The following is a 23,845-nucleotide window of genomic DNA, read 5'->3' on the forward strand; positions in this document are numbered from 1 at the left end:
TTTCAAACCTAAGGAGGAGCATTTTTTTTATGGCAATTGAGGTAGGCAGCAAGTTACAAGGAAAAGTAACAGGTATTACTAATTTTGGAGCTTTTGTAGAGCTGCCAGATGGAGTAACAGGTCTCGTCCACATTAGTGAAGTTGCAGATAACTATGTAAAAGACATCAATGATCATCTTAAAGTTGGCGATCAAGTGGAAGTAAAAGTCATCAACGTTGAAAAAGATGGTAAGATTGGACTTTCTATTAAGAAAGCGAAAGAGCGCGAAGGAGCAACTGCTGAGCAACGTCCAAATCGTCCGCAACGCAATAACAATCGCCCTTATGGTGATCGTGATCGCGGTGGTCGTGGACGCGATAGAGAAGAGCGTGCTCCGAAAGAAAATTTTGAGCAAAAAATGCTTCGTTTCCTAAAGGAAAGTGAAGATCGTTTGTCTTCGTTAAAAAGAAATACAGAATCTAAGCGCGGTGGCCGTGGTGCAAGACGCGGTTAACTAAGGGTGAAGGGCATTCGAGTGCGAGTGCCTTTTTTACTTGTGCGAAGGAAACATCACATGCATTATAAGTAGAGATAGTCTATCTAAAATAACTTTTTTGATACGTATATAAAAATTAAAAAAAGACGTTGACATATATCAGGATAATAGTTATTATAGTAATTGTCCGTTAAGGAATTATACAATATGGCGGTGTAGCTCAGCTGGCTAGAGCGTACGGTTCATACCCGTAAGGTCGGGGGTTCGATCCCCTCCGCCGCTATCCCATTAAGGCCCGTTGGTCAAGTGGTTAAGACACCGCCCTTTCACGGCGGTAACACGGGTTCGAATCCCGTACGGGTCATCATGAAAAGATCAAACCAATTTGGTTTGATCTTTTTCGTTTTTTTATATACGCTCTTCTACAAAAAGAGATACAATCTGTATAAATTTCTACACTTGTAATAAAGAAGAACCAACAAATGTGTATACATATGGAAGTATTTATGGTAAAAAGTCGAACAATTCAAAAAAACAAACTTGCTATTTTGACAAAAAAACTGCTTGCATCATTTTATAATACAAGTAATAAAATATGCGGGTGGTGTGAAAAGTATGCCAAGAACTGAAAAAAGTACGGTAGAAGCAGGGATATTGGCGATGAACCGCGGTCAAGCGAATTTATCAAATTGGACAAGTAAAATTAAGTCAGTCATTGAGAGTGTTTTTTTTCGATGGGGCTTTGTTATTGTTTTAATTGGGTTCTTATTAGGAAGAGCGTATATTCTAAGTAATATTCTACCATTTGCACTTCCTTTCTTTGCGGCTGTATATGTAATGAAGCGCGAAAAAACGGCACTGGCCTTTTTAGCGCTGATGGGAGGAGCCTTGACGGTCTCTCTCGAAAATACAGCATTTACATTTGCCTCGATCTTTATGTTTTTCGTGTACAACCTGTTTTTCGCCAGGTTTACAAAGAAAATAATCGGTCTTGTTCCTTTCCAAGTATTTTTATCCGCTTTAACAGCTCACCTTACTGTTGTTTATTTCACGGAACAATCTCTCGTATTGTACGATGTTTTCATTAGTACCATTGAAGCTGGCCTTAGTTTTGTGCTAACAATGATTTTTTTGCAAAGTGTTCCTCTTCTTACTGAAAGAAAAGGAAAACAACAGCCTCTAGAAACAGAGGAGGTTGTTTGTTTAATTATTTTATTGGCATCGGTACTTACTGGTACAACAGACTGGTATATCTATGGATTATCAGTACAGCACATTTTCACACGTTACCTTGTCTTAATATCCGCATTTACTGCGGGCGCTGCAATTGGATCCACAGTTGGTGTTGTAACGGGTTTAATTCTTAGTTTAGCGAATGTAGCGAGCTTATATCAATTGAGTTTATTAGCTTTCTCAGGTTTGCTTGGTGGCATGCTGAAAGAAGGGAAGCGAATTGGTGTTGGTCTAGGTCTACTGATTGGAACTAGCCTGATTACGTTATATGTAGATAAACAGGCTGATATTGCGATTACATTGTTAGAATCAGTAGCAGCCATTGCAATCTTTCTTTTTACACCTAAATTTTTGCTAGACAAGCTGGCAAGATTCGTTCCTGGCACTGTGGAGAATTCCGCAGATCAGCAGCAGTATTTACGGAAAATGCGTGATGTAACTTCACAAAAGATAGCAAGATTTGCTAATGTTTTTCAAGCATTGTCCAACAGCTTTTCTACCTATGGGTATGTGCAAGAAATGGATAAGGATGAACAAATCGATTTGTTCCTAGAGCATGTTACAAAAAAAACTTGTAACAATTGCTTTAAAAAGGAGCAGTGTTGGTCTGTAAAACCGGAACAAACCTATGAATACATGAAAGAGATTATGGCGCAAACAGAAGAAGGAACGCTTGCGCGCAATCGGAAGTTTCATAAAGAATGGAGCAAGCATTGTATGCGAGCTTCGCAGGTTATGGATGTAGTTGATCGAGACTTAATGCATTTCTATAATGATCAAGAAATGCGCAGACAAATGCGAGAAAATCGTCGCCTAGTAGCAGAACAGCTACAGGGTGTTTCAAAGGTAATGGAGGATTTTGCGAAAGAAATCCAAAGAGAGAAAGAGAATCACCAAGTGCAAGAGGAGCAAATTATAGAATGCTTGCGGAGTTTTGGTGTTGAGATTGGCAATGTGGATATATATTGTTTAGACCAAGGCAATGTAGATATTGAAATGACGATTCCGAATGTAAGTAACGAGCGGGGTGAGTGTGAGAAATTAATTGCCCCTATGTTATCAGATATTCTAAAAGAAACCGTTTTTGTTGTTCGTGAAGAGCGGTCTCCTTATCCGCATGGGATGAGTACAGTAAGCTTTGGATCAGCGAAAACGTTCTCGGTTGATACGGGCATCGCAACGGCAGCGATGGGTGGAGGACTGCTATCAGGTGATTCTTATTCTACGATGGAGCTGGGTGCGGGAAAATACGCATTGGCAATTAGTGATGGCATGGGAAATGGTGAACGTGCACATATGGAAAGTAAGGAGACATTAAAGCTTCTTCAAAAAATCTTACAGTCCGGCATTCAAGAAACGATTGCAATTAAAGCAATTAATTCCATTCTATCACTGCGTACCACAGAAGAAATTTTTACAACGTTAGACTTGGCTATGGTAGATTTAAGAGATGCTACCGCTAAGTTTATTAAGGTAGGGTCAACACCAAGCTTTGTAAAGCGGGGAGATCGCGTAATTAAGGTAGAAGGAAGCAACTTGCCAATCGGTATTATCGAGGAGTTTGAGGTTGATGTGATTAGCGAGCAATTAAAAAGCGGGGACTTACTTATTATGATGAGTGACGGTATCTTTGAAGGGCCTAAGCATGTAGAAAATCATGAGGCATGGATGAAGAGAAAGATTAAAGAGATACAGACACAAGATCCCCAAGAAATTGCTGATATTCTCATAGAAGAGGTAATTCGTTCTAGAGGTGGATTTATTGAAGATGATATGACAGTAGTAGTGGCAAAGATAGAAAAAAATATGCCAAAGTGGGCTACCATTCCAATTGCTAGTAAGCAAATTCAATAGTATAAGAACAATCCCTTTTGTCGATGCTAGATGTATACAATTGTGAAAAATCCGAGATGCATCTCGGATTTTTTTTAATAAACAGCTTATATTAAATTGTAATATTGATAATGGAGTATTTGCTGATTGGTGTATGAAAGGTCTGTGAAAAGAAATCCTTTAGAGTAGAGAACTCAACAATGAACTTTAATAGAGACCAAAAGGTAACGATAGTAGGCAGCAACAGCAATGTACTTGTAGGGATTCTTTGTAAAGATTGCGTGTTTTAAGGCTTATACTGCCTTTTTTTTGCGAATAGAGATAAAATAATGGTACGATAACAATAAGAAACATGCTTATAGAAGGTGATTGCGTTTTGAGTGTTTCATTTGTCTCTCAGGTAGAGCGTTTTATTTTCGAGAATGAACTATTAAATATGCACACTACAGTTGTAGTGGGAGTATCCGGCGGTATGGATTCTATGGCTCTGTTGTATTATCTTCAGGGAATTAAAGAGCGCTACCATTTACAGATTATTGTGGCCCATATTGATCATATGTTTAGGGGAGAGCAGTCAGCTGCGGATATGCATCATGTAATAAAGGTTTGTGAAGAATTCAACCTTACTTGCGAAGCGGCACAAGTAAATGTAAGTCAATATCAAAAAGAAAATGGTTTAGGTGTACAGGAAGCAGCTCGGGAATGCCGATATGGTCATTTTGCGAAGGTAATGGAAAAGTATCAAGCGGACTGTTTGGCACTCGCACATCATGGTGATGACCAAATAGAGACGATTATGATGCGAATGGTACGAGGGAGTATATCAAAGGGATATGCAGGTATACCTGTTAAGCGAACATTTGCCGGTGGTATAATTATACGTCCGTTCCTTTCAGTGACTAAAGATGATATAAAAGCTTATTGTGCAGATCAAGGTATTATCTATCGAAATGATCCAAGTAATGAGAAGGACACGTATACAAGGAATAGGTTTCGTAAATATATTCTCCCTTTTTTAAAACAGGAAAATCCGAATGTACACGTTCATTTGCAGCGGTTTAGCAAGTTTGTTGAAGAGGATGAGAAATATTTGCAGGAATTAGCTTTTGAAAAGCTGAATACAGTAATTAAGAAAAAAGACAAAAATCGCATAGTAATTTCAATTCCTGCTTTTGAATCCTTGCCTATGCCTTTACAAAGAAGAGGTATTCAACTAATATTAAACTATCTTTATGAATACCAGCTTCCTTCTTCACTTTCTTCTATACATATTGAGCAAGCGCTATCTTTTTTACGGCGTCCTCACCCTTCCGGTTCACTTGATTTTCCAGTTGGACTTAAGGTAATGCGTTCCTATACAGAATGCGAATTTTACTTTTTTTCAGAAAAGCCTGAGGAGTTTTTTTACAACCTCCCAGTGCCTGGAAAAGTAGTGCTACCAAATGGAGATGAGGTTACGGCAGAGGTAAGCAAGTTATACCCACATACGTCTGATTCTTCTTTGTTTGTCGGCTCGTATGACGCGATTTCTACACCATTGAGCGTTCGAACAAGAAAAAATGGAGATCGTATGACGATAAAAGGTATGAACGGTACAAAAAAGATAAAAGCTATCTTTATTGAAGAAAAAGTGCCGAAGCAGCAAAGAGACAGTTGGCCTATTGTTTGTGATGTACAAGGGGAGATTATCTGGATTCCCTTGCTAAAGCAATCTGCGTGGGCCACATCATCAACGGAGCATGGGCATTATATACTCATTCGTTACAACAGCAAGGAGTCTTCTAGGAGGATAAGTAAATGATGAATCAAGATATTGAAAAGGTACTTGTATCTGAAGAACAAATTCAAGAGAAGGTAAGAGAGCTCGGCGCTATTATCGCACGAGACTACAAAGACACGATTCCGTTGGCAGTAGGTGTACTAAAGGGTGCGATGCCATTCATGGCAGATCTTTTAAAACGTACAGATGCTTACCTAGAGATGGATTTCATGGCGGTTTCCAGCTATGGACATTCTACAGTGTCTACGGGAGAAGTAAAGATCCTAAAGGATTTAGATACTTCTGTCGAAGGTCGTGATATTTTAATCGTCGAAGATATTATCGACAGCGGTTTAACATTAAGTTACTTAGTGGATCTGTTTAAATATCGCAAAGCCAAATCAGTAAAAATTGTAACCTTGCTCGATAAGCCGACAGGAAGAAAAATTGATATCCAAGCGGACTACGTAGGTTATATCGTACCAAATGAGTTTGTGGTTGGTTACGGTTTGGATTACAAAGAGCAGTATCGTAATTTGCCGTATATTGGTGTATTAAAACCTAGTGTGTATTCAAGCTAATAATACATAAGCCTTACAATTGGATAGGAAAGTTTTTGTATGTTACTATTTATTATAGTGTTTATGCTGTGAGAGGAGGTTAGGAATGAATCGGATCTTCCGTAATACCATCTTTTATTTATTAATATTTTTAGTTGTAATCGGTGTGGTAAGCTATTTCAATGGTTCAAGCCAACAAACAAAGCCGGTTCGCTATGATACATTCCTGGATCGCTTAGATAAGGGAGAGGTCAAGGAAGTTAATTTGCAACCGAAAAATGGTGTGTTTGAGCTTAAAGGACAATTCACGGAATATAATAAGGATGAATTTTTCGTGACGTATGCAGCCAACACAGAAGAGTTGCAAAAGAAATTAAATGACAGTGCGAAAAATACAAAAGTGAATTATCAACCTGCCGAAGAAACGAGCGCGTGGGTAACGTTCTTCACTTCTATCATTCCATTTGTTATCATCTTTATTTTATTCTTCTTCTTATTAAACCAAGCGCAAGGCGGCGGTAGTCGCGTTATGAACTTTGGTAAAAGTAAGGCGAAGCTATATAACGATGATAAAAAGAAAGTTCGTTTCCGTGATGTTGCGGGAGCAGATGAGGAAAAACAAGAACTTGTGGAAGTTGTTGAGTTTTTGAAAGATCCTCGTAAATTTGCAGAGCTAGGTGCACGTATTCCAAAAGGGGTTCTATTAGTGGGTCCTCCGGGAACTGGTAAAACATTGCTGGCAAGAGCTGTAGCTGGAGAAGCTGGCGTGCCGTTCTTCTCTATCAGTGGTTCTGACTTCGTAGAGATGTTTGTCGGTGTCGGTGCTTCACGTGTACGTGACTTGTTTGAAAATGCCAAAAAGAATGCACCTTGTATCATTTTTATTGATGAAATTGATGCGGTAGGTCGTCAGCGTGGCGCTGGTCTTGGCGGTGGTCATGATGAGCGTGAACAAACGCTAAACCAATTGCTTGTTGAAATGGATGGGTTCGGCGCGAACGAAGGTATTATTATCGTAGCGGCTACAAACCGTCCTGATATCCTAGATCCAGCTTTATTGCGTCCTGGCCGCTTTGACCGTCAAATTACGGTTGATCGTCCAGATGTAAATGGTCGTGAAGCAGTATTAAAAGTACATGCTCGTAACAAACCGCTTGATGAAAGCATCAACCTGCGTGCTATTGCAATGCGCACACCGGGCTTCTCAGGCGCTGATTTAGAAAACCTATTGAATGAGGCTGCGCTTGTAGCAGCTCGTCAAAACAAGAAGAAGATTGACATGGAGGATATCGATGAGGCGACGGACCGTGTAATTGCAGGTCCAGCTAAAAAGAGCCGTGTAATCTCTCAAAAAGAAAGAAACATTGTCGCTTATCATGAAGCGGGTCATACAGTAATCGGTATGGTTCTTGATGAAGCAGATATGGTGCATAAAGTAACAATTGTTCCTCGTGGGCAAGCCGGTGGTTATGCTGTTATGCTTCCAAAAGAAGATCGTTACTTCATGACAAAACCGGAGCTGTTGGATAAGATTGCAGGATTGTTAGGTGGTCGTGTTGCTGAGGAAATCGTGTTTGGTGAAGTAAGTACAGGTGCTCACAATGACTTCCAACGCGCAACGGGCATTGCAAGAAGAATGGTAACAGAATTCGGTATGAGCGATAAACTCGGTCCTATGCAGTTTGGAAACTCACAAGGTCAAGTATTCTTGGGCAGAGACTTCCATTCCGAGCAAAACTACAGCGATGCTATTGCTCATGAAATCGATTTGGAAATGCAACGTATCATGAAAGAGTCTTATGCTCGCGCGAAGCAAATCCTAACTGATAATCGTGATAAGCTTGAGCTCATTGCAAAAACGTTGCTTGAAGTGGAAACTTTGGATGCGGAACAAATTAAAAGTTTGTTTGAAAATGGTGTAATGCCTGATAGAAAGGCAACTACGCTTAATACAGATGAAGTGAAAGTTAATATTTCCGCTAAAAAAGATGAAGCAAAAGAAGAAGAGCCAAAGGAGTGACTTTACGTCACTCCTTTTTTCTTGCAAGATAATGAACATGCAGTAGGGAGTGTGAAGATATGATTTTTGTGCTAGATGTGGGAAATACAAACGCGGTTCTGGGCGTCTTCGAACAAAGGACGCTTAGACAACATTGGCGAGTAGAGACAAATCGGAATAAAACGGAAGATGAGTACGGTATGCTTGTGAAGCAACTACTACAGCACGAGGGTATTCAGTTTAGTGATATTACAGGAATTATTATCTCCTCTGTAGTTCCTCCTATTATGTTTGCTTTAGAGAGAATGTGTGAAAAGTATTTTAAACGCAAACCGCTTGTAGTAGGGCCAGGGATTAAAACAGGTCTTAATATTAAATATGAAAATCCACGTGAAGTAGGTGCTGACCGTATTGTAAATGCTGTGGCTGCCATCCAAATGTATGGAGGTCCGTTGATTATTGTAGATTTTGGTACAGCAACAACGTATTGCTATATTGATGAACACAAAAACTATATGGGTGGGGCTATTACACCTGGTATTATGATTTCGGCAGAAGCTTTATATAGCCGAGCTGCAAAGCTTCCTAGAATCGAAATTACTCGTCCAAGTGAAGTAATTGGACGAAATACGATTAGTGCTATGCAAGCAGGAATTTTATTCGGCTATGTTGGTCAAGTAGAGGGCATTGTAAAGCGTATGAAAGAGCAAGCCAAAACAGATCCATTGGTCATTGCCACAGGCGGACTGGCAAAATTGATTGCTGAAGAGTCGGATGTAATCGATATTGTCGATCCATTTTTAACATTAAAAGGGCTATACATGCTTTATGAGCGTAATGTAATTCAATAAGAGAAGGGTGATTTAGATATGAAGGATTATTTAGTAAAAGCACTTGCTTTCAATGGTGAGGTGCGCGCATATGCAACAATTACAACCGAGACTGTACGAGAAGCGCAAAGACGTCATGATACATGGAGAACAGCGTCAGCCGCGTTAGGAAGATCGCTAACTGCAGGGGCTATGATGGGCGCTATGCTAAAAGGTGAGCAAAAGCTTACTATCAAGGTGGAAGGAAACGGGCCACTTGGGCATATTCTAGTTGATGCCAATGCTAAAGGTGAGGTTCGTGGTTACGTAGCAAATCCGCATGTTGATTTTGAAGCGAACGAGCAAAATAAGCTTCGTGTTTATCAAGCAGTTGGTACGGAAGGATATGTAACCGTTATAAAAGATATAGGTATGAGAGAACCATTTACAGGTCAGGTTCCAATTGTTTCAGGAGAGCTTGGAGAAGACTTTACTTATTATTTTGCTGTGTCAGAGCAAACGCCAGCTTCAGTTGGTGTTGGGGTACTTGTGAATGGTGATGATAGTATATTGGCAGCTGGTGGATTTATTTTGCAAATCATGCCTGGGGCGCAGGAGGAAACGATTACCTTCCTGGAAAATAAATTAAAAACAATCCTCCCAGTTTCTCAAATGGTTGAACAAGGTTTTACACCTGAGCAAATGCTGCACGAACTGGTAGGGGAAGAAAACCTGAAGATTCTAGAGCATTTGGATGTTGCTTTTAAATGCACGTGTTCAAGGGAACGTATTGAAGCTGTATTAGTCAGCTTAGGAAAAAGTGAATTGGAAGCAATGCGTGAAGAAGAGGATAAAACAGAAGTACATTGTCATTTCTGTAACGAGCGCTATATTTTTACAGAAGAGGACTTAACGCAGATTATCGAAGAAATAAAATAATTTTAACTTTTCTAAAAAATATAAACAATACCAAGTGATTACGATTGACAAATGATGAGCACTCTGTAAAAATGTTTATAAATTCAATAAAATTACTTGGTAATAGGGGTGACGGAGATGAAGATTGCACAATCTGTTTCAGATTTGATTGGAAAAACACCAATTGTGAAGCTAAATCGCATTGTCGATGAGGATAGTGCTGATATCTACTTGAAGCTGGAGTTCATGAATCCTGGCAGCAGTGTAAAGGATCGTATTGCTTTAGCAATGATTGAAGCTGCAGAGAAGAAAGGATTACTGAAGGAAGGCGACACACTAATTGAACCGACAAGTGGAAACACGGGAATCGGATTAGCTATGGTGGCCGCAGCAAAAGGATATAAAGCAATCTTAGTTATGCCTGAAACGATGAGCATGGAACGTCGCAATTTGTTGCGTGCTTACGGGGCAGAATTGGTTTTAACACCTGGCCCGGAAGGGATGGGAGGTGCTATTCGCAAAGCAGAAGAGCTTGCGAAAGAGCACGGATACTTTATGCCCCAGCAATTTAAAAACGAAGCGAATCCTGAAGTTCATCGTTTAACAACAGGTCCTGAAATCATTGAACAAATGGGTGAACAATTGGATGCTTTTGTTTCTGGGATTGGAACTGGTGGAACCATCTCCGGTGCTGGTGCAGTATTAAAAGAAAAGTATCCAAATCTACAAATTATTGCAGTTGAGCCTGCAGATTCCCCAGTTCTATCGGGTGGTAAACCAGGTCCTCATAAAATCCAGGGAATCGGCGCTGGCTTTGTGCCGGATACATTGGATACAGGTATCTATGATGAGGTTATTACAGTAAAAAATGAGCAAGCCTTTGAATATGCACGTTTAGTAGGCAAAAATGAAGGAATTCTTGTAGGGATTTCCTCGGGAGCCGCTATCTACGCTGCACTAGAAGTGGCAAAGCGCCTTGGTAAAGGCAAGAAGGTTTTGGCTATCATCCCAAGCAACGGCGAACGTTACCTAAGCACACCTCTATACCAATTTGAATCTTAAATAACAAAGAGGGCATCCCTTAGAAAATTAAGGGGATGCCCTCTTTTTGGTTAGGATTTCTTACTCGGTATAACAATAAGCACAGAGTAGCAGCTTTACTCTTCTTAAAGAGAGTGTTATAACTTCCAGTTGATACCGATAATGAGTAGTTATCGGTTGGCTGGGAGAGGGGGATTGTAGCGCTGAAGATACTCTTTATCCCTCGTCATGCATTGAAAATCAAAAAGGAATTTTAACAGAGCCTTTTTAAAAAAGAGTGAAGAGACTAAAAACATCGTGTAGAATGGAAGCGTACTAACTAATTGATATGAGGTGTGAATATGAAGCAACAAATATTCGCTGTTTCTATGCCGTACGAAAAGGATGTTTTTCTTCAATATAAATTTTTATCGCAATCTAAGCTACAGCACTTCATTTTAGAGAGTGGTCGCGGTGGTCGCTACAGCATTGCAGGGCTGGAACCGGTAGCGGTTTTACGTGGGAAAGGTGAAGAGCTTCGTATTCAGGAAAATGGCCAAGAATCCGTTCTGAAAGGAAACCCCCTAGATCTAGTAAAGAACTACATGGCCGCACGTTACGTTGAACACGATGACTCTTTGCCTCCTTTTCAGGGTGGGGCTATGGGGTATTTTAGCTATGATTGTATTCGATACATAGAGCGTCTTGATGATAAAGCACAAGATGATTTAGAACTACCGGATGTTTTCTTGATGATATACGATGAAGTGATTGTATTTGATCATAAAGAGCGCGTGTTGTGGATAATGGTGCGTCATCATGATGAAAAGCAGGCAGCAGAGCGCCTGCAATATCTGCAGCATATATGGACGCAGCAGGTAGATTCCGTATATATCCCACTCCGAAATATTTACGAATCCAATCCTCACGTGTCGTTTACGGAAGACGAGTTTGTAAAAGCTGTAGAGCGTATTCAAGAGTATATTGCGTCAGGTGATGTATTTCAGGTTAATTTATCTGTAAGACAATCGCAGCCATTACGTTCTCATCCTATTGAAATTTATGAGAAATTACGTGAGATTAATCCATCACCGTATATGGGATATATGGAGCTAGGTGATTTTCAAATTGTGAGCGGCTCACCAGAATTGCTTATTAAAAAAGCAGGGATGGAAGTTAGTACCCGTCCTATTGCTGGTACTCGTTCAAGAGGAAAAGACGCACAAGAAGATGAAGTTTTAGCAAAAGAACTCATTGAAAATGAAAAAGAGCGTGCTGAACATGTGATGCTCGTAGATTTGGAACGCAATGACTTGGGACGTGTTTGTCGTTATGGTACGGTAGAAGTAAATGAATTTATGGCGATTGAAAAGTATTCCCATGTGATGCATATTGTCTCTAATGTTCGCGGTGAACTAGAGGAAGGAAAAGATGCATTTGATATTTTAAAAGCAGTGTTTCCAGGCGGTACGATTACAGGAGCACCTAAAATCCGCACAATGGAAATTATTGAAGAGTTAGAGCCGGTTCGAAGAGGTATTTATACAGGCTCTATTGGATGGATTAGCTTTTCCGGTGAAATGGAGCTTAACATTGTGATTCGTACATTGCTGGCTAAGGGTGGATATGCGCATGTACAGGCGGGAGCTGGTATAGTTATTGATTCAAATCCTCAAAATGAATATAAGGAATCATTAAAAAAAGCAGTGGCTTTATGGCGTGCTAAAGAAGCTAGTGAACAGGTGGGTGAGTAAAGATATGATTTTAATGATTGATAACTATGATTCCTTTACCTTTAATCTTGTGCAGTTTCTGGGAGAGTTAGGACAAGAACTCATCGTAAAAAGAAACGATGAACTTACAATAGAAGAGATTGAAGCAATGGAGCCTTCCTTTTTAATGATATCTCCAGGTCCGTGCAGTCCAAATGAAGCGGGGATTAGTTTGGAGGTTATCAAACATTTTGCAGGAAAAATACCTATTTTTGGCGTGTGTTTAGGACATCAAGCTATTGCGCAGGTATTTGGAGGAGATGTAATTCGCGCAGACCGCTTAATGCACGGGAAGACATCTTTAATGTACCACGATGGACGTACAGTGTTTAAAGATATACCAAGTCCGTTTCACGCGACTCGATATCATTCTCTAATCGTTAAAAAAGAGACATTGCCGGATTGTTTAGAGGTTACTGCCTGGACAGAGCAAGGCGAAATTATGGGAGTGAGACATAAAACATTAGCGGTTGAAGGTGTACAATTTCATCCTGAGTCCATTATGACGACACATGGTAAGGAGTTGCTGCAAAACTTTATTGCACACTACAGTAGGAAAGAAACAATATGTTAATTTATGTGAACGGCTCATATGTAGAAGAAGCGGATGCAAAAATATCTCCTTATGATCATGGTTTTTTATATGGCCTAGGGGTATTCGAAACGTTCCGTGTATATAACGGTCATCCCTTTTTGTTTCAGGATCATTATGAGCGGCTTGTTGCCGCTCTTGCTTTTTTAAATATTGAATGGAATATAGACAAAGCAGTCGTATTGGATATTCTCCAAGAGCTATTGCGAAAAAATGGTATAAAGGATGCGTATATTCGCTTAAATGTTTCAGCGGGTAATGGCGAAGTAGGCTTGCAGGTAACGCCTTATACAAAACCGTCTGTTATTATGTTCATTAAGCCACTACCTTTATCTAATATTACCGTTGAAAAAGAAGGAGTTATTCTACAAATAGCTCGAAATACGCCGGAGGGACCTTGGCGTTTAAAGTCACACCACTATATGAATAATGTTCTTGGTAAAAGGGAAGTAGGAGCGGACGTAAACAAGGAAGGTTTATTTTTGACAAAAGAAGGCTGGCTGGCAGAGGGTGTTGTATCAAACATCTTTTTTAGCAAAGATAATACGTTGTATACACCTTCCGTTGAAACAGGGATTTTAAACGGTATCACTCGAAATTTCGTGATATGTTTAGCTAAGAGCCTTGGATATAAGGTAGAAGAAGGTTTATACACAGAAGAGCAGCTCCTTAATAGTACAGAAGTATTTGTCACTAACTCGATTCAAGAAATTGTACCAATTCACAAAATTTCCTCGATTTTATTTCCCGGAAAACAAGGTGAGATTACAAATGAACTTAGTCATGCATACAGGCAACATCGTAACACTTTATGGCGTGTCGAGGATGTTGCGAAAGGAGAAGGGTTATGAACAGATATAATATAGCGTGTGGGCCTTATGAACTTCGTATTTCTGAAAAAACAATAATTATGGGGATATTGAACATTACACCAGACTCTTTTTCCGACGGTGGAACATATGATGAAGTGCATGCAGCTGTTAACCGAGCAAAAGAGATGGTTGAGCAAGGCGCACATATCATTGATATCGGAGGGGAGTCTACACGCCCTGGTGCAAGTAAGGTATCGCAGGAAGAAGAGTTAAACCGTGTTATCCCTATTATTCAAGCTGTATCTAAACAAGTTTCCGCTCCTATATCTGTCGATACATATAAAGCGGAGGTAGCTCGTCAGGCTATTGAAGCTGGAGCTCATATTATCAATGACATTTGGGGGGCAAAAGCTGATCCTAAAATGGCAGAAGTCGCGGCATATTATGAGGTTCCTATTGTGTTAATGCATAACCGTGATAACCAAAACTATCGAAATTTACTTGCCGATATGATCGGTGATTTATACGAAAGCGTTAGAATTGTGAAACGCGCCGGCGTCAGGGATGAAAATATCATTTTAGATCCAGGAATTGGTTTTGCAAAGACGCAAGAACAAAATCTAGAGGTTATGCGCAATTTAGAACAGCTAACCGTACTTGGATATCCTGTATTGCTCGGTACTTCCAGAAAGTCGTTTATTGGGCATGTGCTGGATCTTCCTGTAGAGGAAAGAATGGAGGGGAGCGGGGCAACGGTTTGCTTAGGTATCCAAAAAGGATGCGATATTGTACGTGTACATGATGTACTAGAAACAGCAAGAATGGCCAAAATGATGGATGCCATGCTGGGCAAGGGAAGTGTTTTGATTGGATAAAATTTTTGTGAAAGAGATGGAGTTCTATGGATATCATGGTGTGTTTCCTGAAGAGACAAGGTTGGGACAACGATTTAAAGTAGATTTAACAGTCCACCTTGATTTACGTCGAGCAGGAATGACAGATGACCTTTCAGAATCGGTAAATTATGGAGAGTTGTATCAGCTATGTGAAAAAATTGTGCAGGGCAAGCCATATAAGCTTGTTGAATCTGTTGCTGAAAGTATCGCTACGGAAGTCTTGCATCAATATGAAAGTATTCAATCTTGCACAGTGAAGGTGATTAAACCAGATCCGCCTATTCCTGGCCATTATCGTGAGGTGGCGGTTGAGATTACAAGGAGCCGTACATGACAAACATAGCATATATAGGAATAGGTTCTAATATTGGAGATCGATTTGGGTATTTAAAGCAAGCAGTTTCCTTACTGAATGAATCAGATAACATTAAAGTAGAAAAGGTGTCTACTGTTTATGAAACTGCACCGGTAGGATATGTAGAACAAGCGTCGTTTCTTAATATCGCCATACAAGTTTCTACCAATCTGAAGCCACATCAACTCTTGGAAACTATGCAAAGTATTGAAATGAAATTGGGAAGAAAAAGGGAAATTCGCTGGGGACCTCGTACAATTGACCTTGACATTTTGCTGTATAATCACGAAAATATTGAAACAGAGAGCCTTATTGTCCCGCATCCTCGTATGTATGAAAGGGCATTTGTACTGGCACCTCTTTGTGATATCAATGAAGATGTTAAACAAGCTATTTCAGATATGCAACTAGAAGAGATGATAAGGCGAGAAGGAGTTACGGTATGGAAGCGGACAAGTGGGGAAGGCGCATCCGCGCTTTTAGAAAATTAAAAGGATACACACAAGAAGGCTTTGCGAAGCGTCTAGGTATATCAGTTTCTATTTTGGGAGAAATTGAACGTGGTAACCGACTCCCGAGTGAAGAATTTATTTTACAAGTTATTAAAGAGTTGAATGTTTCAATAGAGGAATTAAAACCTAAGGAGTAAGAGAGGAGGAGAGAGTATGTTAAAAATAGGTAATATTGAAATGAAAAATCCGGTTGTGCTAGCACCGATGGCAGGCGTATGCAACTCTGCATTTCGTTTAACAGTAAAAGAATTTGGTGCAGGACTTGTTTGTGCGGAGATGGTGAGTGATAAGGCTATTCTATTTAATAATCAAAAAACGATGGATATGTTATATATTGATGAACGTGAAAAACCTTTGAGCTTACAAATCTTTGGCGGCGAAAAAGAAACATTAGTCGAAGCGGCCAAGTTTGTAGATAAAAATACAACTGCTGATATTATTGATATTAATATGGGATGCCCCGTGCCAAAAATCACAAAATGTGATGCGGGTGCAAAGTGGCTTCTTAACCCGAACAAGGTATATGAAATGGTAGCGTCCGTAGTAGATGCGGTCCAAAAGCCAGTTACAGTCAAAATGCGTCTTGGTTGGGATGAAGATCACATCTATGTAATTGAGAATGCTTTAGCTGTTGAACGAGCAGGAGGACAGGCTGTAGCAGTTCACGGTCGAACGCGCTCTCAAATGTATGAGGGTAAAGCAGACTGGAGCTACATTAAGCAAGTAAAGCAGGCGCTTAAAATCCCTGTTATCGGAAATGGGGACGTCGAAACACCGCAAGATGCAAAGCGTATGCTTGATGAAATCGGTGTAGATGGTGTGATGATTGGCCGTGCAGCTCTCGGTAACCCATGGATGATTTATAGAACTGTTAAATATTTAGAGACAGGCGAACTAATGGATGAGCCAGGTGTAAGAGAAAAAATGGATGTATGTATTCTGCATTTAGACCGATTAATTGCCTTAAAGAATGAAAAAATTGCAGTTAGAGAAATGCGTAAGCATGCAGCGTGGTATTTAAAAGGTGTACGCGGAAACGCGAAAGTAAGAAACGCAGTAAATGAATGTAACACGAGAGAAGATATGGTTTCGTTGCTTCATGCATTTGCTGAAGAAATGGAGAACAAGCAGGCAGCAATTCAGGTAGGCTAACTTTTATAATAATTACAGATGAAAGAGGGTGTCCTGTAGTCACGGGATGCCCTTGTTTCGTAGGAAGATAAAGAGATTGAGTAAATGCAAAGAGCTTCATAAAAATGGAGAGTCTGCTTGTCGTTCATGACTTACTTTGCCCTCTCATCTTAAAAGAATATTGGTTTTTCTGCTTGTACTTATATATACTTGAAAGAAAGTGTTATACTATGTATTATTGTAAATTTAACAATCTGGAGTTGATGTAATGAGCTACGAAGAATTAAATGACCAGTTGCAGGTCCGCCGTGATAAGTTGCAAAAACTATTTGAAAAAGGAATGGACCCGTTTGGTAAGCGATTTGAGCGTACGCACTCTACTGATCAATTGCTAGCACTTTATGGTGAAGTAGAGAAAGAAGCGCTTGATGAAAAAGGAATCTCTGTTTCTATTGCTGGACGTATCATGACAAAGCGTGGAAAAGGTAAAGCGGGCTTTGCTCATGTTCAGGATTTGCATAATCAAATTCAAATCTATGTAAGACAAGATGCGGTGGGAGAAGAACAATATGAGTTGTTCAATAGCGCTGACTTAGGTGACCTTGTTGGTGTGACAGGTACAGTATTTAAAACGAAAGTCGGCGAATTATCTATTAAAGTCACAGACTTCACGCTGTTGACAAAGTCTCTTCGTCCGCTACCTGATAAATATCATGGCTTGAAAGATATTGAACAACGATATCGTCAACGCTATTTAGATTTGATTACGAGCATGGAAAGTCGTAAAACATTCATTGCTCGCAGTAAAATTATTCAATCCATGAGAAGGTATTTAGATGACAATGGCTATTTAGAAGTAGAAACACCTATGATGCATGCGATTGCAGGTGGTGCGTCTGCTCGTCCATTCATTACACATCACAACGCTTTAGATATGCAACTATATATGCGTATCGCTATCGAGCTGCATTTAAAACGTTTGATTGTCGGCGGTTTAGAAAAAGTATATGAAATTGGACGTGTATTCCGTAACGAAGGTATCTCTACTCGTCATAATCCTGAGTTTACAATGATTGAATTATATGAGGCATATGCTGACTATAAAGATATTATGGAACTTACAGAAAACCTAATTGCTCATATTGCGAAAGAAGTACTTGGTACAACAAAAGTACAGTATGGTGAGTATGAAGTAGACTTAGAACCAAAATGGAAACGAGTTCACATGGTGGATGCTATTAAAGAGCAAACAGGTGCGGATTTCTGGGCTCCTATGAGCGTAGAAGAAGCTCGAGCTCTAGCTAAAGAACATGGTGTAGAAGTAACTGAGCATATGGAAGTGGGACACATTATTAATGAGTTCTTCGAGCAAAAAGTAGAGGAGCATCTAATTCAACCGACGTTTATTTATGGTCATCCAGTTGAGATTTCTCCACTAGCTAAGAAGAATGAGGAAGATCCGCGCTTCACAGATCGTTTTGAGTTGTTTATCGTTGCGCGTGAACATGCAAATGCATTCACTGAGCTTAACGATCCTATCGATCAAAAAGAGCGTTTTGAAGCACAATTAAAAGAACGTGAGCAAGGAAATGATGAGGCGCATATGATGGATGATGATTATATTGAAGCGCTAGAATACGGTATGCCTCCTACGGGCGGATTAGGTATCGGTATTGACCGTCTTGTTATGCTACTGACTAATGCTCCATCTATTCGTGATGTATTATTATTCCCGCAGATGAGACATAAGCAAGACTAACGGTTATTTTGACAAAAGGGTAACCTCATAATAAAAGGAGAACCCAATTGCACGTGTTTATTCATAAGAAAAATGCCCCATAGTTTTTGGGGCATTTTTTATTTTGCTGGGAGTGTGAAAGTTTCATGTTAGTAATTACTTATTGATTAGAGTGGAAGGAACGGAACCTTCTGATCGTCCGCTGAAATCAGCAAAGAATTTGAACTAAAATTGTCCAGGAGTCCCCTTCTTCAGCGAAGGGAGAGCACAAAGTTTTTCGACTTAGAGAGTAAGTGTGAGTAAAGTGTTCGTATATTAAACGTATGCATAAATCTTTTGTTGTATTAAGTTGTCATGAAAAAGCATAAGAATGGCTCACTTCGTACATGTAATATTACTAGAAGTTGCTGCTCTCAGAGCAAAGTAAATCTCTTCTGCGCTGTCTCCTAGCTTAAAAAACGCTATCTGTTAAAATTATATAAAGTTTTATTACAAAAACTATTGCATTTCTAATTTATAGCTGTTATATTTATAAACGTTGTCGCTGACAAAATAACTTGAATGAAAAAAGTTATTGACTTGGCTAAGACAAAATGTTATATTAATAAAGTCGCTTCTGAGCGGCAAGTTAGTTCTTTGAAAACTGAACGAAGTACAAAACGTCAACATTTATTTTAGCTAGACAAACACTTTTATGGAGAGTTTGATCCTGGCTCAGGATGAACGCTGGCGGCGTGCCTAATACATGCAAGTCGAGCGGACCTCTTCGGAGGTTAGCGGCGGACGGGTGAGTAACACGTGGGTAACCTGCCTGTAAGACTGGGATAACTTCGGGAAACCGAAGCTAATACCGGATATGTTTTTGAACCGCATGGTTCAAAATGGAAAGATGGTTTCGGCTATCACTTACAGATGGACCCGCGTCGCATTAGCTAGTTGGTGAGGTAACGGCTCACCAAGGCGACGATGCGTAGCCGACCTGAGAGGGTGATCGGCCACACTGGGACTGAGACACGGCCCAGACTCCTACGGGAGGCAGCAGTAGGGAATCTTCGGCAATGGGCGAAAGCCTGACCGAGCAACGCCGCGTGAGTGATGAAGGCTTTCGGGTCGTAAAACTCTGTTGTCAGGGAAGAACAAGTACGAGAGTAACTGCTCGTACCTTGACGGTACCTGATTAGAAAGCCACGGCTAACTACGTGCCAGCAGCCGCGGTAATACGTAGGTGGCGAGCGTTATCCGGAATTATTGGGCGTAAAGCGCGCGCAGGCGGTCTTTTAAGTCTGATGTGAAAGCCCACGGCTCAACCGTGGAGGGTCATTGGAAACTGGGAGACTTGAGTGCAGAAGAGAAGAGCGGAATTCCACGTGTAGCGGTGAAATGCGTAGAGATGTGGAGGAACACCAGTGGCGAAGGCGGCTCTTTGGTCTGTAACTGACGCTGAGGCGCGAAAGCGTGGGGAGCAAACAGGATTAGATACCCTGGTAGTCCACGCCGTAAACGATGAGTGCTAAGTGTTAGAGGGTTTCCGCCCTTTAGTGCTGAAGTTAACGCATTAAGCACTCCGCCTGGGGAGTACGGCCGCAAGGCTGAAACTCAAAGGAATTGACGGGGGCCCGCACAAGCGGTGGAGCATGTGGTTTAATTCGAAGCAACGCGAAGAACCTTACCAGGTCTTGACATCCTTTGACAACCCTAGAGATAGGGCTTTCCCTTCGGGGACAGAGTGACAGGTGGTGCATGGTTGTCGTCAGCTCGTGTCGTGAGATGTTGGGTTAAGTCCCGCAACGAGCGCAACCCTTGATCTTAGTTGCCAGCATTCAGTTGGGCACTCTAAGGTGACTGCCGGTGACAAACCGGAGGAAGGTGGGGATGACGTCAAATCATCATGCCCCTTATGACCTGGGCTACACACGTGCTACAATGGACAATACAAAGGGTTGCGAGACCGCGAGGTGGAGCGAATCCCATAAAATTGTTCTCAGTTCGGATTGCAGGCTGCAACTCGCCTGCATGAAGCCGGAATCGCTAGTAATCGCGGATCAGCATGCCGCGGTGAATACGTTCCCGGGCCTTGTACACACCGCCCGTCACACCACGAGAGTTTGTAACACCCGAAGTCGGTGGGGTAACCGTAAGGAGCCAGCCGCCTAAGGTGGGACAGATGATTGGGGTGAAGTCGTAACAAGGTAGCCGTATCGGAAGGTGCGGCTGGATCACCTCCTTTCTATGGAGACATCAATGAACGCTGTTCATTGTATGAATACGTTTTGACAACTTCGTTCAGTTTTGAGAGAACTATCTCTCAAACATGTACCTTGAAAACTGGATAACAATACAAGTGTAATTCAAAAAGTGTAAACTTTTTAATGGTTAAGTTAGAAAGGGCGCACGGTGGATGCCTTGGCACTAGGAGCCGATGAAGGACGGGACTAACACCGAAATGCTTCGGGGAGCTGTAAGTAAGCTATGATCCGGAGATCTCCGAATGAGGAAACTCACCATTCGTAATGGAATGGTATCCTTATCTGAATACATAGGGTAAGGAAGGCAGACCCAGGGAACTGAAACATCTAAGTACCTGGAGGAAGAGAAAGCAAATGCGATTTCCCAAGTAGCGGCGAGCGAAACGGAATTAGCCCAAACCAAGAGGCTTGCCTCTTGGGGTTGTAGGACGCTCTATACGGAGTTACAAAGGAACGAGGTAGACGAAACGGTCTGGAAAGGCCTGTCATAGAAGGTAACAACCCTGTAGTTGAAACTTCGTTCCCTCTTGAGCGGATCCTGAGTACGGCGGAACACGTGAAATTCCGTCGGAATCCGGGAGGACCATCTCCCAAGGCTAAATACTCCCTAGTGACCGATAGTGAACCAGTACCGTGAGGGAAAGGTGAAAAGCACCCCGGAAGGGGAGTGAAAGAGATCCTGAAACCGTGTGCCTACAAGTAGTCAGAGCCCATTTACGGGTGATGGCGTGCCTTTTGTAGAATGAACCGGCGAGTTACGATCCCGTGCAAGGTTAAGTTGATAAGACGGAGCCGCAGCGAAAGCGAGTCTGAATAGGGCGACATAGTACGTGGTCGTAGACCCGAAACCAGGTGATCTACCCATGTCCAGGGTGAAGTTCAGGTAACACTGAATGGAGGCCCGAACCCACGCACGTTGAAAAGTGCGGGGATGAGGTGTGGGTAGCGGAGAAATTCCAATCGAACCTGGAGATAGCTGGTTCTCCCCGAAATAGCTTTAGGGCTAGCCTCAAGTGTGAGAGTCTTGGAGGTAGAGCACTGATTGGACTAGGGGCCCCCCCTCGGGTTACCGAATTCAGTCAAACTCCGAATGCCAATGACTTATTCCTTGGGAGTCAGACTACGAGTGATAAGATCCGTGGTCAAAAGGGAAACAGCCCAGACTGCCAGCTAAGGTCCCAAAATGTATGTTAAGTGGAAAAGGATGTGGAGTTGCTTAGACAACTAGGATGTTGGCTTAGAAGCAGCCACCATTTAAAGAGTGCGTAATAGCTCACTAGTCGAGTGACTCTGCGCCGAAAATGTACCGGGGCTAAACATACTACCGAAGCTGCAGATTGATACCGATGGTATCAGTGGTAGGGGAGCGTTCTAAGGGCTGTGAAGTCAGACCGTAAGGACTGGTGGAGCGCTTAGAAGTGAGAATGCCGGTATGAGTAGCGAAAGATGGGTGAGAATCCCATCCACCGTATGCCTAAGGTTTCCTGAGGAAGGCTCGTCCGCTCAGGGTTAGTCAGGACCTAAGCCGAGGCCGACAGGCGTAGGCGATGGACAACAGGTTGATATTCCTGTACCACCTCTTTACCGTTTGAGCAATGGAGGGACGCAGGAGGATAGGAGATGCGCACCGCTGGTCGCGTGCGTCTAAGCAGTTAGGCTGATGAGTAGGCAAATCCGCTCATCGTAAGGCTGAGCTGTGATGGGGAAGCCCGTATGGGCGAACTCTCTGATTCCACACTGCCAAGAAAAGCTTCTAGCGAGGTAAAAGGTGCCTGTACCGCAAACCGACACAGGTAGGCGAGGAGAGAATCCTAAGGTGTGCGAGAGAACTCTGGTTAAGGAACTCGGCAAAATGACCCCGTAACTTCGGGAGAAGGGGTGCTCTCTAGCGAGAGCCGCAGTGAAAAGGCCCAAGCGACTGTTTAGCAAAAACACAGGTCTCTGCGAAGCCGCAAGGCGAAGTATAGGGGCTGACACCTGCCCGGTGCTGGAAGGTTAGGGGAGAGGTTAGCGCAAGCGAAGCTTTGAACCGAAGCCCCAGTAAACGGCGGCCGTAACTATAACGGTCCTAAGGTAGCGAAATTCCTTGTCGGGTAAGTTCCGACCCGCACGAAAGGTGTAACGATTTGGGCACTGTCTCAACCAGAGACTCGGTGAAATTATAGTACCTGTGAAGATGCAGGTTACCCGCGACAGGACGGAAAGACCCCGTGGAGCTTTACTGTAGCCTGATATTGAATTTTGGTACAGCTTGTACAGGATAGGTAGGAGCCTATGAACCCGGAGCGCCAGCTTCGGTGGAGGCGTCGGTGGGATACTACCCTGGCTGTATTGAAGTTCTAACCCGCGCCCCTACATCGGGGCGGGAGACAGTGTCAGGTGGGCAGTTTGACTGGGGCGGTCGCCTCCTAAAATGTAACGGAGGCGCCCAAAGGTTCCCTCAGAATGGTTGGAAATCATTCGAAGAGTGTAAAGGCATAAGGGAGCTTGACTGCGAGACCTACAAGTCGAGCAGGGACGAAAGTCGGGCTTAGTGATCCGGTGGTTCCGCATGGAAGGGCCATCGCTCAACGGATAAAAGCTACCCCGGGGATAACAGGCTTATCTCCCCCAAGAGTCCACATCGACGGGGAGGTTTGGCACCTCGATGTCGGCTCATCGCATCCTGGGGCTGTAGTCGGTCCCAAGGGTTGGGCTGTTCGCCCATTAAAGCGGTACGCGAGCTGGGTTCAGAACGTCGTGAGACAGTTCGGTCCCTATCCGTCGCGGGCGCAGGAAATTTGAGAGGAGCTGTCCTTAGTACGAGAGGACCGGGATGGACGCACCGCTGGTGTACCAGTTGTTCTGCCAAGGGCATCGCTGGGTAGCTATGTGCGGACGGGATAAGTGCTGAAAGCATCTAAGCATGAAGCCCCCCTCAAGATGAGATTTCCCATAGCGTCAAGCTAGTAAGATCCCTGAAAGATGATCAGGTTGATAGGTCAGAGGTGGAAGCGCGGCGACGTGTGGAGCTGACTGATACTAATCGATCGAGGACTTAACCAAAAAGCAGAAGCAAGCGTTTAGCGAGCTGGAGCTAGATTATACACTTGTTATCCAGTTTTGAAGGAACATGCCTTCAAAAGAGCGAAGCTCTTTAAAAAACATGTTGACATCTCATGAGAAATCATTATAATAATGATTG

17 protein-coding genes, 2 tRNA genes and 2 rRNA genes are annotated in these 23,845 nt (G+C 42.2%); all 21 read left to right on the forward strand.

Annotated features, from left to right (window positions below):
- Positions 1-29 precede the first annotated feature (29 nt).
- The 21 genes from MUG87_RS12900 to MUG87_RS13000 all read left to right on the forward strand — a co-directional run bounded on the left by MUG87_RS12900 (position 30) and on the right by MUG87_RS13000 (position 23,706).
- Complete coding sequence (locus tag MUG87_RS12900; protein WP_247082708.1) at positions 30-494, forward strand: S1 domain-containing RNA-binding protein; 465 nt, start codon at positions 30-32, stop codon at positions 492-494.
- Between the two features lie 191 nt (positions 495-685).
- Positions 686-759: transfer RNA gene (locus tag MUG87_RS12905), tRNA-Met, on the forward strand.
- A gap of 9 nt (positions 760-768) precedes the next feature.
- Positions 769-840, forward strand: a tRNA-Glu gene (locus tag MUG87_RS12910).
- Positions 841-1,091: 251 nt separating this feature from the next.
- Positions 1,092-3,563, forward strand: coding sequence for a stage II sporulation protein E (gene spoIIE / locus MUG87_RS12915; RefSeq protein ID WP_247082710.1), 2,472 nt, complete (start codon positions 1,092-1,094; stop codon positions 3,561-3,563).
- 355 nt (positions 3,564-3,918) lie between these two features.
- Complete coding sequence (gene tilS / locus MUG87_RS12920) at positions 3,919-5,343, forward strand: tRNA lysidine(34) synthetase TilS (RefSeq protein WP_247082712.1); 1,425 nt, start codon at positions 3,919-3,921, stop codon at positions 5,341-5,343.
- Positions 5,340-5,882: a hypoxanthine phosphoribosyltransferase gene (gene hpt / locus MUG87_RS12925; protein ID WP_247082714.1), complete on the forward strand. Its 543-nt coding sequence runs from the start codon at positions 5,340-5,342 to the stop codon at positions 5,880-5,882. The genes tilS and hpt overlap by 4 nt, the downstream gene beginning before the upstream one ends.
- 85 nt (positions 5,883-5,967) lie before the next feature.
- Positions 5,968-7,881, forward strand: a complete 1,914-nt coding sequence (ftsH, locus tag MUG87_RS12930) for an ATP-dependent zinc metalloprotease FtsH (protein ID WP_247082716.1) — start codon at positions 5,968-5,970, stop codon at positions 7,879-7,881.
- A 59-nt stretch (positions 7,882-7,940) separates the two neighbouring features.
- A complete protein-coding gene (locus MUG87_RS12935) occupies positions 7,941-8,711 on the forward strand; it encodes a type III pantothenate kinase (RefSeq protein ID WP_247082718.1) in 771 nt (256 codons plus the stop codon).
- Positions 8,712-8,729: 18 nt separating this feature from the next.
- A complete protein-coding gene (gene hslO, locus MUG87_RS12940) occupies positions 8,730-9,608 on the forward strand; it encodes an Hsp33 family molecular chaperone HslO (protein WP_247082720.1) in 879 nt (292 codons plus the stop codon).
- 117 nt (positions 9,609-9,725) lie between these two features.
- Complete coding sequence (gene cysK / locus MUG87_RS12945; RefSeq protein WP_247082722.1) at positions 9,726-10,649, forward strand: cysteine synthase A; 924 nt, start codon at positions 9,726-9,728, stop codon at positions 10,647-10,649.
- 320 nt (positions 10,650-10,969) lie between these two features.
- Complete coding sequence (gene trpE, locus MUG87_RS12950; protein WP_247082724.1) at positions 10,970-12,361, forward strand: anthranilate synthase component I; 1,392 nt, start codon at positions 10,970-10,972, stop codon at positions 12,359-12,361.
- A 4-nt stretch (positions 12,362-12,365) separates the two neighbouring features.
- Positions 12,366-12,953: an aminodeoxychorismate/anthranilate synthase component II gene (pabA, locus tag MUG87_RS12955; protein WP_247082726.1), complete on the forward strand. Its 588-nt coding sequence runs from the start codon at positions 12,366-12,368 to the stop codon at positions 12,951-12,953.
- Positions 12,947-13,822 carry an aminodeoxychorismate lyase gene (gene pabC / locus MUG87_RS12960; RefSeq protein WP_247082728.1) on the forward strand — a complete coding sequence of 292 codons (876 nt, stop codon included), beginning with the start codon at positions 12,947-12,949 and terminating at the stop codon, positions 13,820-13,822. Before pabA ends, pabC begins: the two co-directional genes overlap by 7 nt.
- Positions 13,819-14,658: a dihydropteroate synthase gene (gene folP / locus MUG87_RS12965; protein ID WP_247082730.1), complete on the forward strand. Its 840-nt coding sequence runs from the start codon at positions 13,819-13,821 to the stop codon at positions 14,656-14,658. Before pabC ends, folP begins: the two co-directional genes overlap by 4 nt.
- On the forward strand, positions 14,651-15,013 hold the full coding sequence (folB, locus tag MUG87_RS12970) for a dihydroneopterin aldolase (protein WP_247082732.1): 363 nt from the start codon (positions 14,651-14,653) through the stop codon (positions 15,011-15,013). The genes folP and folB overlap by 8 nt, the downstream gene beginning before the upstream one ends.
- Positions 15,010-15,525 (forward strand): 2-amino-4-hydroxy-6-hydroxymethyldihydropteridine diphosphokinase, encoded by a 516-nt coding sequence (folK, locus tag MUG87_RS12975; RefSeq protein WP_247082734.1) that lies wholly within the window; start codon positions 15,010-15,012, stop codon positions 15,523-15,525. Before folB ends, folK begins: the two co-directional genes overlap by 4 nt.
- Positions 15,477-15,683, forward strand: a complete 207-nt coding sequence (locus MUG87_RS12980) for a helix-turn-helix domain-containing protein (protein WP_124565636.1) — start codon at positions 15,477-15,479, stop codon at positions 15,681-15,683. The genes folK and MUG87_RS12980 overlap by 49 nt, the downstream gene beginning before the upstream one ends.
- 16 nt (positions 15,684-15,699) lie before the next feature.
- Positions 15,700-16,698, forward strand: coding sequence for a tRNA dihydrouridine synthase DusB (gene dusB / locus MUG87_RS12985; RefSeq protein WP_247082736.1), 999 nt, complete (start codon positions 15,700-15,702; stop codon positions 16,696-16,698).
- Between the two features lie 247 nt (positions 16,699-16,945).
- Positions 16,946-18,436 (forward strand): lysine--tRNA ligase, encoded by a 1,491-nt coding sequence (lysS, locus tag MUG87_RS12990; protein ID WP_247082738.1) that lies wholly within the window; start codon positions 16,946-16,948, stop codon positions 18,434-18,436.
- Positions 18,437-19,106: 670 nt separating this feature from the next.
- A 16S ribosomal RNA gene (locus tag MUG87_RS12995) occupies positions 19,107-20,642 on the forward strand.
- Positions 20,643-20,786: 144 nt separating this feature from the next.
- Positions 20,787-23,706 (forward strand): 23S ribosomal RNA (locus tag MUG87_RS13000).
- Together the 16S and 23S rRNA genes form the textbook arrangement of a ribosomal RNA operon.
- The last annotated feature ends 139 nt before the right edge of the window (positions 23,707-23,845 follow it).

Source organism: Ectobacillus sp. JY-23 (assembly GCF_023022965.1).
In the GTDB taxonomy this organism is placed as follows: domain Bacteria; phylum Bacillota; class Bacilli; order Bacillales; family Bacillaceae_G; genus Ectobacillus.